Annotated in this window: 12 protein-coding genes; 9 read left to right on the forward strand and 3 right to left on the reverse strand. The window is 29.3% G+C overall.

Going from position 1 to position 14024, the window contains the following annotated elements; all coding sequences use genetic code 11:
- The first annotated feature begins 55 nt into the window (after positions 1 to 55).
- From KQI42_RS08825 to KQI42_RS08835, 3 genes are all read left to right on the forward strand, one after another.
- Positions 56 to 436: a BlaI/MecI/CopY family transcriptional regulator gene (locus KQI42_RS08825; protein WP_216518925.1), complete on the forward strand. Its 381-nt coding sequence runs from the start codon at positions 56 to 58 to the stop codon at positions 434 to 436.
- Positions 429 to 2321, forward strand: coding sequence for a M56 family metallopeptidase (locus KQI42_RS08830; protein WP_216518927.1), 1893 nt, complete (start codon positions 429 to 431; stop codon positions 2319 to 2321). Before KQI42_RS08825 ends, KQI42_RS08830 begins: the two co-directional genes overlap by 8 nt.
- Positions 2322 to 2430: 109 nt before the next feature.
- The gene (locus tag KQI42_RS08835; RefSeq protein ID WP_216518929.1) at positions 2431 to 3126 is read left to right on the forward strand and encodes a CvpA family protein; all 696 of its coding nucleotides are present in this window, start codon (positions 2431 to 2433) and stop codon (positions 3124 to 3126) included.
- Between the two features lie 51 nt (positions 3127 to 3177).
- On the opposite strand, the gene KQI42_RS08840 is transcribed toward KQI42_RS08835, so the two are convergent.
- A complete protein-coding gene (locus KQI42_RS08840) occupies positions 3178 to 4095 on the reverse strand; it encodes a hypothetical protein (protein ID WP_216518931.1) in 918 nt (305 codons plus the stop codon).
- Positions 4096 to 4346: 251 nt separating this feature from the next.
- On the opposite strand from KQI42_RS08840, the gene KQI42_RS08845 reads away from it, so the two are divergent.
- From KQI42_RS08845 to KQI42_RS08870, 6 genes are all read left to right on the forward strand, one after another.
- Entirely contained in the window at positions 4347 to 5117 is a 771-nt protein-coding gene (locus KQI42_RS08845; RefSeq protein WP_216518933.1) for a DUF2087 domain-containing protein, read from the forward strand.
- 23 nt (positions 5118 to 5140) lie between these two features.
- Positions 5141 to 6010: a GNAT family N-acetyltransferase gene (locus KQI42_RS21670; protein WP_216518935.1), complete on the forward strand. Its 870-nt coding sequence runs from the start codon at positions 5141 to 5143 to the stop codon at positions 6008 to 6010.
- A gap of 512 nt (positions 6011 to 6522) precedes the next feature.
- A complete protein-coding gene (gene pflB, locus KQI42_RS08855) occupies positions 6523 to 8748 on the forward strand; it encodes a formate C-acetyltransferase (RefSeq protein WP_216518937.1) in 2226 nt (741 codons plus the stop codon).
- Positions 8749 to 8826: 78 nt separating this feature from the next.
- Positions 8827 to 9558: a pyruvate formate-lyase-activating protein gene (pflA, locus tag KQI42_RS08860; protein ID WP_216518939.1), complete on the forward strand. Its 732-nt coding sequence runs from the start codon at positions 8827 to 8829 to the stop codon at positions 9556 to 9558.
- Positions 9559 to 9655: 97 nt separating this feature from the next.
- Complete coding sequence (locus tag KQI42_RS08865; protein ID WP_216518941.1) at positions 9656 to 9916, forward strand: YkuS family protein; 261 nt, start codon at positions 9656 to 9658, stop codon at positions 9914 to 9916.
- 256 nt (positions 9917 to 10172) lie between these two features.
- The gene (locus KQI42_RS08870) at positions 10173 to 11552 is read left to right on the forward strand and encodes an MATE family efflux transporter (protein ID WP_216518943.1); all 1380 of its coding nucleotides are present in this window, start codon (positions 10173 to 10175) and stop codon (positions 11550 to 11552) included.
- Between the two features lie 52 nt (positions 11553 to 11604).
- On the opposite strand, the gene KQI42_RS08875 is transcribed toward KQI42_RS08870, so the two are convergent.
- Positions 11605 to 12618 (reverse strand): nucleoid-associated protein, encoded by a 1014-nt coding sequence (locus KQI42_RS08875; RefSeq protein ID WP_216518945.1) that lies wholly within the window; start codon positions 12616 to 12618, stop codon positions 11605 to 11607.
- Positions 12619 to 12806: 188 nt separating this feature from the next.
- Positions 12807 to 13997, reverse strand: coding sequence for a metal-dependent hydrolase family protein (locus tag KQI42_RS08880; protein ID WP_216518947.1), 1191 nt, complete (start codon positions 13995 to 13997; stop codon positions 12807 to 12809).
- Between the last annotated feature and the right edge of the window lie 27 nt (positions 13998 to 14024).

Genomic DNA, 14024 nt, shown 5'->3' on the forward strand with positions numbered 1-14024 from the left:
CAAATGTAACATCTAGTTAGATGTTACATTTGTAAACTCATGTTAGGAGGTTAATATGAATAAGTCAAATAGAATATCAGAATCAGAACTAGAGATAATGCAAATATTATGGAACAGTAAAAGGCCTATGACAGCACCTGAAATTAGGAAAATACTACAAGAGCAAAAAAACTGGAAGAAGTCAACAGTCCTTACTTTAATAAAAAGGCTTACAGATAAAGAAGTGATTGCCTGTGAGAAGAAAGAACTTTTCTATTATACTCCCCTAGTAACCGAACAAGAATATGCAGACTATCAAACGCAAACCTTAGTTGATAAATTATATAATGGAAGCTTAAAAAACTATGTTTTATCCCTATGTGATAGGAATAAGTTAAATGAAGATGACTTAAAAGAATTAAGGGATTATTTTATGGAGGGAATGGATGATGAGTGATTTTATGAGGACAATATTTTTTCTTTCAATATTAGGAAGCGTTCTATCTATTATTGTATTTTCTATTAATCTTATGGTAAAAAACAAAATTTCTAAGTCGTGGCAGTATTATATATGGCTGATAGTTATTTTAAGATTTTTAGTACCAGTATTTCCTAAAGTCAATAAGGTCAATTATGTTAAAAGTGATTTACCTATACAATTAATATCTCTCACTACGTCTAATTATAATATTAGTGAAAGAAAGGATGCAGCTATAGATAATGACAATGAATCCAATATAATAAGCAATATACATATAATTGAAAGTAAGACTAATTATATAGAAAAATTGTTTGATAATATTTGGATTTTATGGACCATTGGATTTATTGTATCCTTTGGATTAAATATAACTTTCTATATTGTATTTATAAGAAACATAAGAAAAAATAATAAGCGGATAGAAAATCAATATTATTTTTCCGTTTTAGAAGATTGTAAAAAAGATTTAAATATAAAGCGGGAATTTTGGTTATCTAAAAATTCTCATATCTCAACGCCTATGTTGGTAGGCATATTTAGAACGAAAGTATTGCTGCCTTGTGAAGAATACTCAATGGACGAACTTAATTATATTTATAAACATGAACTAACACATTATAAGAAATTAGATTTAATAATAAGGTGGATTATTAATTTTACTGTAAGCATTCATTGGTTTAATCCTATTATTTATTTAGTTAGAAATGAGATTAACAAGGTTTGTGAACTTTCTTGTGATGAAATGGTTGTAAGAAATTTAAATAAAGACCAGCGTAAGGCCTATGGTAATGTACTTTTAAAAATTGCTGAGAATAAAGGTCGTGAAAATGACTTATTTGTTCCTACTATGTATAGGGATAAGGAGATTTTGAAAGAAAGGTTGTCGATTATTATGAAATTTCAAGGGATTACTAAGAAGGCATTAGTTGTTCCAATTATTTTATCTATTATTGTATCTACTGTTGCAGTAGTGTCTGGAGCAACTTTTGTAGAGCCTAATAAAGGAAATGATTTAAAGAAGAATGTAAATGCATATATGGAGAGTATAATAGGTGATAATATAAAATATAATGAATTATTTGCATTAAAAGATAGATTCTCATATGCATCTATATTTAAAAGCAACAAATACTTTGAAATTGAAGGTAATAATAGGATAAGTTTACATTTGGATTTTAAATGTAAAAGTGGAGAAGTGGGGTTTTATATTTATTCAGATAGTAACGAAATAGTATATGAAAAGTCTGGAAATAATGTTAATGAAACTATTGAGATTGATTTAAAAGATGGAAACTATAGGGCCGTATTTGAAGCTGAGAAAGCAAGTGATGTTGAGTATAATATTTTTGCTAATCCTATTATTGCAGGTTCTAAAGAGCTAAATTCATCAAAATCTATAGCTGATGATTCCATAACATGGATTGAAGCATCAAATTATAGTCAAGCAAAAAGAATTGATGATGCAAGAATGGATGATTGGTGGGGATATTGTATTAACAATAGAGGTCCATTGATTGATAATCAGTTAAATACATATACTAAGGCTGTTCGGATAGATGAAAATGCAAAGAGCTATAAAGGATATTTATCATATAATTTAGATAAGAAATATGATTTTCTAAAAGGTAAAATTGTTGTTTGGCAAGATAGCGGTTCTACGGGGAATATAGTTTTAAAAATATATGGTGATAAAACATTGCTTTATACATCAGATACTATAAAATATAATACTAAACCTTTAGATATAAATTTAGATGTGTCAAGTTATGGTGAGTTAATTTTTGAAGTTGAAAAAACGGGTGATAAAGTTGGAGGCATAAAGGTAGGATTTGCAGATATGGGTTTATATACTAAAAAGTAATAATAAGGAAATAAATAAACATAATAAATTTAATATTAAAAAGACAAGCTCTTTCATAAAATAAGAGTAGGACATAATAGAAAAGATAGAATAGGAGGGAGATATTATAGTGCTAGATATAGCTGTTATCTTGATTTTAATAATATATAGTATTAGTGGATGGAGAAAAGGATTGGTATTATCAGCATTTGGTATGCTTCAATATATATTGTCAGGAATTGCAGCAAAGTACTATTCTCCACGTTTATCGAATTATATCTTAAATAATACGAATATGATAAATATAGTGAAAAATTTTATAGGTGATAGAATACAAAATATGGCTCAAGAGACTATGGCATATAATGGAGCGACTATAAACAAAACTATTTTTAAAGCACTAAATCTTCCTAGTCAATTAGAAAAGATTTTAATGGAAGGGAACTTAATTACAAGACATAGTGTCAAAACAATGGGTGGATTAAATGATATCATTTCAGATGCTCTTGCAAAAACACTTATGGATCTAATTAGTTTTGTAGCCGTTTTTTTCGCAGCTATGATTGTATTATCTATTATAAGTAGAATAATAGACAATATTGTTTCTCTTCCTGTACTTAATGAAGTCAATAGTTTTGGAGGAATGATATTTGGCTCCATAAAAGGATTGATACTAATATTTATTAGCCTTACTCTATTAACATTTTTAATAGGACTAGTTAATAATAACATGATATTAAAGTATCTTGAAGAATCTACTATAACTAAATATCTGTATAATCATAATCCTATTTTCATTATAATAAACAGTATCTTTAATACATAGATTACTTTTAAAACTCTAGCATAATTAATGGCTAGAGTTTTAAATTGGAGATTAAGCAGGGGTCTTAAACTCTTTAGGAGAATTTGGTGATGTTGGATTTTTAGGAGTAAAATTATTGTTGATTACGAAGCTTAAGTTTTTAGCTTGATTAAAATATTCTTGTTCATTAAAGGGACTTAATCTATTATATATAGCTCCCGCCATAGGGTTGTGAAGTCTATTATAGTAATAATATATTTCATTAGCTAATACGGATGTAGGATATTCCCTTCCTTGAAGTTTAAAGCTTGAGACATAAGGTTCAAAGAGATGTATATATTCAGGGGGAATATATACTAACTTATCTTTATTAAGATTCTTAGTACAGTTTACATTGTGTACATTTTCAGAAGTACTATACCAATGGTTCTTAGCTTCCATACAGTTATAGGAACAATAGGAGTTGACAAGTATTGTATAGTTATATTGCTGAGGTAGTTCTTTTAGTCTGCATAATGCTCTATTAAATGGAAAATGAAGTACAATTTTATCATACATAGAATAGTCATTTTCAGCAATGTCATTGGCACTAAGTATTTTGGTTATAGAAGCTACTAAGTTATAATTAGGATTCTTATTTTTTATATACAAGGCAAGACTATCATTATTTACTATGAAATCTTTTATTCCTAAATTAAAATAATAATTCAATTTTTCTTTTGCAATTGGATTAGGGGCTTGTAGCAGGATAGCAGGTCTATATCCTCTAAGTTGTATTTCCTCAATATATTTTGTATACTCATTTCTTGTTTCTGGTACTTTATAAATCCAACCATTTACTTCTACATTTTCTACATGGCTTCTGGCATTGAAGCTATCTTCTCTAAAAAGAGATAAAAATAGAAATTCAATCCAATTTTTATCAATATTATTATCTAAAAAATTTAACAGTTCAATATCAAAATTAAAAGGTATTTCAAACTTCTTCATAATCACCATTTCCCTTCTCTATGATTAACAAAAAATTACTATTTTATTTTAAACTTTTAACATAAAATGTCAATAGTATTTAAAAGTAAAAAAATCCATAATATAGATTTATGGTATTCTAGTAACCTTAAAACTGTGATCTACAATCAAATCGATATAAACAAAAACATAATAAGTTTACAATTATATAGACAAAATAATACTCTATCTATATAATTGTATTATAAATAAATTGGTAGGTGATTAAAGTTATGGAGACTAAATTGAATGAATTATTTTGGAATGCTAATATTGATGAAATAAAAAAAGGATACGTAGAATATGGAGATAGGTTTAAATGTATAGTTTGTGGAGAAGAGTATATTAAAGGCAGAATATATACTGTTGATTCGCAGCTATACGATTCTAAAAAAACTGTAGAACTGCATGTAGAAGAAAAGCATGAATCAATGATTGGATATTTACTTAATATGAATACAAGTTTTACAGGTATAACAGAAGCTCAAAAACAATTGTTGACATTGATTTCCCAAGGATTTTCTGATAAGGAGATAGCTAGTAAGTTAGGGATAGCCACGTCCACTATAAGGAATCGTCGTTTTAAGCTCAGAGAAAAAGAAAAGCAAGCCAAGATGTTCTTAGCAATAATGGAGCTTTTAGCAAAGGATACCAATAATAAATTGAATAATACTAACAAGGGGATTATATGTGATGCTCATAAAACTGCCACAGCTTTAGATGACAGATTTAATATAACAGATAAAGAAAAACAAACTGTTATTAAAAATTATATGGATGAAAATGGAGCTTTAAAAACATACCCATCAAAAGAGAAGAAAAAGATTATAGTTTTGGAAGAAATAATGAAGAATTTTTCAAGAGGAAAGATTTATTCAGAGAAGGAGATAAATAGGATATTGAAGAGAATTTATGATGATAATGCAACAATAAGAAGAGGATTGATTGAATATGGTTTCATAGAGAGAACTAAGGATTGTAGCAGTTATTGGGTAAAAGAATAAGTAGAGGTATCGGAGGGAGATTGGTGTTCAAAAATTATTTAGAATTAAATAAAGCTGAAATAGATAAAGTATATGAATTTATAAATAGAAATGGGAATAACAAGCATTCTTTTGAAGAAATGGATAAACAGTTTAGAGATGAAATATATGATTCAGGCAGGGGAGTTATTTTTAAACTTCATGAAGGCAATGTTATAGGAAGGGTATTGATAATATTAAAGGAATGTAGTGAAAAAGGGGTTGCATATATAGTTAATTTAGATATAGATGAAAATGTAGCTAATAAAAAATTAATTGTAAGTGAGATATTGAATAAAGCTAAAGGTATAGCTAAAAATTATGGAGCATATGAGATATATATGGGAACTGGAAATGAAGAGATAATTAAAATCTTAAATTCTCTCAATATGTATAAACAATATTTAGCAATAAAAATGATCTTAAGGGATAGGAAGATAAAGCATACTCCATTACATTTAGTTCCACTATGTGAGGAAAATAAGGATGAATATTTAGAGATTTATAATGATGCCTTTAAAGAAGTGCCTCATGGAGCTACATTAACAGAAAAAGATATTGATGAACAAATAGAAATAACTGATGATAATAATCATTTTTTTATAGTTGGGACTGATAATAAAGGTATAGGATTTCTTCAATGTAAAATTGAAGGGAATGCAGGAGAATTTGATATGGGATTAAGAGAATTTTATAGAGGCAAAGGTTATGGGAAAAGACTTTTAGAAACTGCCATAGATTTTTTAAATTTAAAAAATGTAGATGAGATTTATTTAACTATAATAACTAAAAATACTTTAGCTTATAATATATATAAAAAAAGAGGATTTAAGGAATTTAAATTGCTTAGTGATTGGTTTGTATTAAATAATTAGTGAATTCAATATCTGTAGACAGAATAAGAAAAATATAGTTCTTTATATAAAAAAGAGAGTTTTATCAGAAAGAACTCTCTTTTATTTATTTTGATGATAAAGTTTCAGAAGCTCTTATTCAATAAAAAATAACCTATTATAAACTTGACTTATACTTGAATTCATGGTATTAATTATATATATAGATGTTGTTATTTTTTTGACGATATATGTTAAAAAGATAACGATAAAAAGAGAAAAATATATGTTGCTAAAAATCAAAACGCAGATAATTTGCTAAATTAAGAATATTCTATAAAATTTAAATAATTAGAAACATTGGGAATAGCGGATGTAGCAATAAAATACCTAAAAGATACAAAATACAAATAAAAATGCAAATGTATAAAAATGTTAAATAATTCACGAAAGGCAATCTCTAATAATCTTTTCACTAAAGCAATAATTTCTAATAGTTAATAAGATTATAGCAGCTATTAGAAAAATATTTAAATATAAAAGGAGGTTTAAGTATGTTTGAACAATGGAAAGGATTTAAAGAAGGAAAATGGCGTGAAGAAATTAATGTTAGGGATTTTATTCAAAGGAATTATACTCCTTATGAAGGAGATGAAACTTTTTTAGAAGAAGCTACAGATAATACTTTAAAGCTTTGGGAAGAAGTATCTAAGCTAATGGCTAAGGAAGTAGAAAAGGGAATATTGGATACCGACACTAAAACTATATCCACTATAATTTCCCATGATGCAGGATATATTAATAAGGATTTAGAAAAAATAGTAGGACTTCAAACGGAAAAGCCACTTAAAAGAGCAATAATGCCATTTGGAGGATTGAAAGTAGTTAAGGACTCTCTTGAAGCATATGGATATGAACTAGACTCTGAAACGGAAAATATATTTAATTACAGAAAGACCCATAATGATGGGGTATTTGATGCATATACAGAAGAAATTAGAAAAGCCAGACATTCTGGTGTTATAACGGGACTTCCTGATGCCTATGGTAGAGGAAGAATTATAGGTGACTATAGAAGAGTTGCTCTTTATGGAATAGATAGGCTAATAGAAGATAAAGAGGTACAGTTAAAGTTATTAGAAACAGAATATATGGAAGAAGATATTATAAGATGCAGGGAAGAAACTAAAGAACAGATATATGCTCTACAAGAGTTAAAAGAGATGGCTAAGTCTTATGGTTTTGATATAAGTAAACCAGCTTCAAATGGTAAAGAAGCTGTACAATGGACTTATTTTGCATATTTGGCAGCTGTAAAAGAGCAAAATGGTGCTGCTATGTCTCTTGGACGTGTATCAAATTTCTTTGATATTTATTTTGAAAGAGATTTAGAGAATGGAATAATAAAAGAAAAAGAGATACAAGAGATACTAGATCATTTTGTTATGAAATTGAGAATGGTAAGATTTTTAAGAACTCCTGATTATAATGAGCTATTTACAGGGGATCCTACATGGGTTACAGAGGTTATAGGTGGAATTGGAGAAGATGGAAGACCATTGGTTAGTAAAACAAGTTATAGATTTCTTCATACATTATATAACTTAGGTCCTGCTCCAGAGCCAAATTTAACTATACTTTGGTCTGAAAGACTACCTAAGAATTTTAAAAGATACTGTGCTAAGGTTTCAATAGATACTAGTTCTATTCAATATGAAAACGATGATTTAATGAGGCTCTCTTATGGCGATGATTATGGTATAGCATGCTGTGTATCTGTAATGAGAATAGGAAAACAAATGCAATTCTTTGGAGCACGTTCTAATTTAGCTAAAGCATTATTATATGCTATAAATGGAGGAAAGGATGAAGTGTCTGGAGAGCAGGTGGCTCCTGAATTTGCACCAATAACATCAGAGTATTTAGACTATGATGAAGTTTCAAGAAAGTTTGATCAGATGATGGATTGGCTATCTAAACTTTATGTCAATGCATTAAATATAATTCACTATATGCATGATAAGTATTGCTATGAAAGGATTCAAATGGCCCTTCATGATAAAGATGTAGTAAGAACTCTTGCTTGTGGTGTTGCAGGATTATCAGTTGTAACCGATGCTCTATCAGCAATGAAGTATGCCAAGGTAAAAGTAATAAGAAATGATGAAGGTTTGGCTGTGGACTATGAAATAGAAGGGGAATACCCTGCATTTGGAAACAATGATGATAGAGCAGATAAGATAGCAGCCAACATAGTAGAAACCTTTATGAATAAGCTCCGAAAACACAAGACTTATAGAAATTCAATACCAACACAATCTATATTAACTATTACATCAAATGTTGTATATGGTAAGAAAACAGGAAATACTCCTGACGGTAGAAAAGCTGGGGAACCTTTTGCACCTGGAGCAAATCCAATGCATGGCCGTGATAAAAATGGTGCAATTGCATCTATGGCTTCAGTAGCTAAACTTCCTTATGAACATGCAGAAGATGGTATTTCTTATACATTTTCAATAGTACCCGATGCTTTAGGTAAAAATGAAGAGGAAAAAGTTTCCAATCTAGTAGGTATGTTAGATGGATATTTCCATGATGGTGGACATCATATAAATGTTAATGTATTCAATAGAGATACCTTAGTAGCTGCAATGGAGCATCCAGAGAAGTATCCTCAGTTAACAATTCGTGTATCGGGATATGCAGTTAATTTTATTAAGTTAACAAAGGAACAGCAAATAGAGGTTTTAAATAGAACTTTCCATGAGGCAATGTAAGAAAGGCTAAAACTTAAGGTGTAGTATTAAATTATTTATTACTACACCTTATCTTATTATTAATGGAGGTTGATGTAGATGGATATGAAAGGAAGGATCCATTCTCTAGAGAGCTGTGGCACAGTTGATGGTCCAGGCATAAGGTTTGTAGTATTTGTGCAAGGTTGTCCCCTAAGATGTAAGTATTGTCATAATCCAGATACGTGGAACTTAAAAGATGGAAGGGAGATTTCAGTAGAAGAAATATTGAAAGAAGCTAAAAAGTATAGATCTTATATGAAATTTTCTGGAGGAGGTATCACTATTAGTGGTGGCGAACCTTTTATACAATCAGACTTTGTAAAAGAAATTTTCAAAAGATGTAAAGAGGAAAATATTCATACAGCTATTGATACTTCAGGATATGTAAGTTTAGATGCAGCTAAAGAAGTTTTAAAGTACACGGATTTAGTTCTTTTAGATATTAAGTCTTTTAATGATAGCGTATATAAGGATTTAACAGGGGTTTCAAATAAATTTACTCTTGAATTAGCAAAATATTTATCTGATATAAATAAGCCAGTATGGATAAGATATGTATTAGTTCCTGGAATAACTGATAATAGTTCAGACGTTAAAAATTTAGCTGAATTTTTATCTACTTTAGAGAACATAGAGAAAATACAAATACTCCCTTTTCACAAATTAGGAGAGTACAAGTGGGAAAAGTTAGGATATAAATATGAACTTCAAAATATTACTCCACCTAGTAAAGAAGATATTAACTTAATCAAAGAAATTTTTCATCAATATAATCTTCAGACAGAATAATTTTAATTATTCTGTTTTTTATTTATGAAAACTATATATTATTTATGTGTATAGATTAGAAACTACTTGTATAAAATAATCGAGAGGTGATAGAGATATGAAAAAAATTGGAGTAGAAAAGGGATTAGACAATGTTGCAGAATTTCTAACTAATGAAGGCTATTCTGTACAAATGTTAAGTGAATCAATAGATGACAATATTTCAAAGCTAGATGGCCTAGATGCCATAGTAGCAGCAGGCTATAACACTAACATGCTAGGCTACAGTGATACTGAAACAAAAGCACCAGTAGTAAATGCAAGTGGCTTAAGTCCACAAGAAGTAAAAGATATGCTTGATAGGCAAACTAGTAGGTAATACCCTAGTTTTCTAGGAAACCTGTATGGTAATAAATTTTAATTACTATATAGGTTTTTTTATTAAAATAGAACAGGGAAATATATAATAGCCTAGGTTGCCTAAGAAAATATTGACGACTATACAATCTTTCTGTATAATTTAATAGGTAATTATAATAAATTTAATATTTTAAAATATAGCTTAAAAGCAGATGGGCGGCTTATATACAACCCATTTGCTTTTTTATTGTTCTAATAATAGAAGGAGGAATTAAATGAAAAAGATATTTAAAGACAAGAAATTTTTTCTTACAATTCTTACATTGGTTATACCTATAACTTTACAAAATTTAATTAGTTCATCTTTAAATATGGTGGACAATTTGATGATAGGAAAGCTTGGAGAAAATGCAATTGCAGCAGTTGGATTAGTTAATCAATATTTTTTCATATTTATGCTTTGCCTATCAGGAATTAACGCTGGTGCAGGTATATTTATGTCTCAATTTTGGGGTAGAAAAGATATTTTAAATATACGTAAGATGCTTGGATTAGATATTATACTTAGTATGACGGCATCTTTGATTTTTTTCCTTTTAGGTTTTATATTTCCTGAAACAATAATGAAAGTATTTACTAAAGAGACTGTAGTTATAAATTTAGGAATTCAGTATCTTAGGATTATTTCTATAACATTTATATTGACTAGTATCACTCAAGCTTACTCTACAGCTTTAAGGTGTATAGGTATAGCAAAAGCACCTATGTTTGCTAGTTTAATAGGAGTACTTACAAATGCTTTTTTAAATTGGGTGCTAATATTTGGACATTTTGGATTTCCTGCTATGGGAGTAGCAGGTGCTGCTATAGCTACAAGTATAGCAAGACTTGTTGAAATGATATATGTGGTTGTTTGTGCTTATAAATCTAATAGTGTTATTCCTAGTAAATTAAAAGAGATGATAGGATTTAATCTTGAATTTGTTAAAGTATATTTTAAAACATCTTCTTCAGTAATAATCAATGAATTAGTGTGGGCTTTAGGATTAACTGCATATTCAATAATATATGCTAAAATAGGTATCCGTGAAGTAGCCAGTATGCAAATAGCAACTACCATTAATAATATGTTTATGGTTCTATGCATAGGTATTGCTACCGCAGCTTCTATTATGATAGGGAATAAAATAGGAGCAGGTGAAGAAGATTTAGCTATTGATTATGCAGTAAAACTAGGAATATTAGCTCCAATTGTAGGATTAATATCAGGTATAGCGTTATGGATTGCCTCTCCTTCAATTGTAGGAGTATTTAACATAAATCAGGATACTTTAAATATTACAATTATAGTGCTTAGAATTATGGCTATATTTGCACCTCTTAGATTCTTTAATGTTCTTATGATTGTAGGTGTCTTTAGAGGAGGAGGAGATACTACTTATTCCATGTTAGTACAACTTGGAACTGTTTGGTGCTTCGCTATTCCGGCAGGATATATTGCTGCTGTATATTTTAAAATGCCTTTAGATAAAGTCTTTCTTATAATCTGTTTAGAGGAAGTAGTTAAGGTAGTATTTGAAGCGAAACGACTTCATTCAAAGAAGTGGATTAAAAATGTTGTAGAAAATCTAGACTCTTTAAATATGGCCGCATAATAAAGTATAAAGTTCTAGTAAGATCTTTAAAATTTTACTAGAACTTTATTTTTTATTTACCTTGTATGTCTCTAATGTTTTTAAGTAAGACTGAAATAGTACCATCAGGATTATTTAAAAATTCTACTTTATCATTACTAGTTAAATAAGATATAGGTATTTTCAACTCTATTCCATCGTCAGTTACTAACTTTTGAGTCTTAGATATTTTTTTACTTAGATTTTCATTTACTTCTATAGTTCTTTCTGTCAATCCTCTTTTTTCTATCTCTTCTTCATATACATTTTGAATTTCTAAGTTATTGTTAAATACTTTGGTTTTAATATGCTCTACATTTATAGCATCAGTTTCTTCAACGCTTTCCAACATAGCGCTTTTAATTTCTGCTAGTTTTGTAACATCACCTTCATAATATTTCTCTACCAATTTTTTTGATACCTTATTTACAATATCTATTTTTTCTTTATCGGATAATGAGTCCTCTGACCTTAATAAATAACGAGATATATAATATTCTTTTTGTCCATCTATTTCATATTTCTTTTCTTTTAATAGCATCGAATAATCTTCTAAATCTACTATAATAAATTCATCTATCTTTTGGCTTTCGCTTGGTAAAGCTGTGCTTTGTTTAACTACAGTATTAACCCTTGTATCTTCTAATTCTTCAACATAGTGTATATAAGAAGTTTTATAATTTAATATAAAAAATCCTAAATATTCTCTACCGTCTCCATTAAATAGGGAACATATTAAATCACAAGGAGGTATGCTTATATTACTAACCATAAAGTCATAAAAAATCTGAGAAAATTCTTTAGTTTTTTCTACAAATTTATTATCATCTTTTGATATATCCATACATAAGTTTTTTACTCGATTTTCTTCATTTCTAAAGAAAGCTTTTTTAATATTAATATCTTTAAATACATTTTCTATATGTGTTTTTATGAACTCATTTATTTCTTCATCATGTGGGTGCTCTTCTTCTGATAATACTGGCATTCCTACTGAAGGATCTAAAATATGTAATATTATCTTTTTAATATTAACTTCATTTATCATATAATTCTCCTTTTATATCTTGATATATTATTTATAATATATCTAAAGTATAGACTTTTCAATAGATGATATAAATCTAGAAATATTATTTTAACTACAAATATATTATAAACAATTTATATAAGATACTATTGAGCCCTGTCAATATTCATCATAAGGTATAAATATTGGCAGGGCTGCTTATTTCATTATTTTACTAGTTTACCTGCTTTGTAAACACTATTAATATTGAACAAGGTATCTAGGTTATTTAAAGGATTTTCATCTAGTACAAGAAAATCTGCAAATTTTCCTTCTTCTAAGGTTCCATAATTGTTATTAACTCCTAATAATTCAGCAGCAGTTTTTGTTGATGAAACAATGGTTTCCATAGGAGTCATTCCTCCTTCAACCATTAATTTCAATTCAAAAGGTGCTGCATCATGGAAATTAAAGGGGGTTCCTGCGTCTGTACCCATAGCAATTTTAACACCAGCCTTGTGAGCCTTTCTAAAGCTTTCCATGTGGCTGCCCATAACCATCCTAGCCTTTTCTACTGCATGTTTTGGGATTCCAGCTTCAACTCCATTTTTAACGATAAAATATGGTGCAACCAAGGTAGGAACAAGATAAACATTTCTTTCAACCATTAGTTCAATAACTTCATCATCAAGAAAGATACCATGCTCTACTGAGTCTATTCCGGCTAATACTGCGTTTTTTATACCTGTAGTTCCTTGGGCATGGGTAGCAGTTTTCTTACCAGCTTTATGAGCTTCTATAATAGCCGCTTCCATTTCCTCTTTTGAAAGCTGAGGAGAGCCAGGCTCTACCCCCGGAGTCATAACGCCTCCAGTAGCCATTATTTTAATAACGTCTGCTCCTGATTTAAGTTGTTCCCTAGCAGCTTTTCTCAACTCTTCTGGACCATCTGCCTCTCTACCCATAGGCCAGCCATGACCCCCAGTCATTGTCAATACTTTACAAGATACTAAAAATTCAGGACCTTCTATAAACCCTTCTTTTACAGCATCTCTTAAAGCTAAATCAACTCCATCTGGACCACCTAAATCGCGGAAATAGGTAGTACCAGATTTTAGGTGCTTTTTCAAATTAGCTGTTCCTCTTAAAGCAGTTTTGGCTTGGGATTCCTTTAACATTAAAGAAAAAGGATCTCCTACTGGTTCCATAGTAATATGCACGTGGCAATTGATTAAACCAGGTATAACAGTTTTTCCAGCTAAATTCACTATTTCAATATTTTCTGCTGAGGGTAGTTTATCTCCGCTACCTACTGTAAGAAGTTTATTTCCCTCTACAAGAAAATAAGCATTTTCAACTGGGTTCTCTCCAGTACCATTAATTAGAGTAAATCCTGTATATAAAGTTTTGTTTGACATAATAAAGTCCTCTCCTTTATGATTAAT

The organism is Tissierella simiarum (assembly GCF_018917865.1).
GTDB lineage: Bacteria > Bacillota > Clostridia > Tissierellales > Tissierellaceae > Tissierella_C > Tissierella_C simiarum.

Coding starts and splice junctions, on each gene's coding strand:
- KQI42_RS08825 (WP_216518925.1), top strand. CDS start 56: ATGAATAAGTCAAATAGAATATCAGAATCAGAACTAGAGATAATGCAA.
- KQI42_RS08830 (WP_216518927.1), top strand. CDS start 429: ATGAGTGATTTTATGAGGACAATATTTTTTCTTTCAATATTAGGAAGC.
- KQI42_RS08840 (WP_216518931.1), bottom strand. CDS start 4,095: ATGAAGAAGTTTGAAATACCTTTTAATTTTGATATTGAACTGTTAAAT.
- KQI42_RS08845 (WP_216518933.1), top strand. CDS start 4,347: ATGGAGACTAAATTGAATGAATTATTTTGGAATGCTAATATTGATGAA.
- pflB (WP_216518937.1), top strand. CDS start 6,523: ATGTTTGAACAATGGAAAGGATTTAAAGAAGGAAAATGGCGTGAAGAA.
- pflA (WP_216518939.1), top strand. CDS start 8,827: ATGGATATGAAAGGAAGGATCCATTCTCTAGAGAGCTGTGGCACAGTT.
- KQI42_RS08865 (WP_216518941.1), top strand. CDS start 9,656: ATGAAAAAAATTGGAGTAGAAAAGGGATTAGACAATGTTGCAGAATTT.
- KQI42_RS08870 (WP_216518943.1), top strand. CDS start 10,173: ATGAAAAAGATATTTAAAGACAAGAAATTTTTTCTTACAATTCTTACA.
- KQI42_RS08875 (WP_216518945.1), bottom strand. CDS start 12,618: ATGATAAATGAAGTTAATATTAAAAAGATAATATTACATATTTTAGAT.
- KQI42_RS08880 (WP_216518947.1), bottom strand. CDS start 13,997: ATGTCAAACAAAACTTTATATACAGGATTTACTCTAATTAATGGTACT.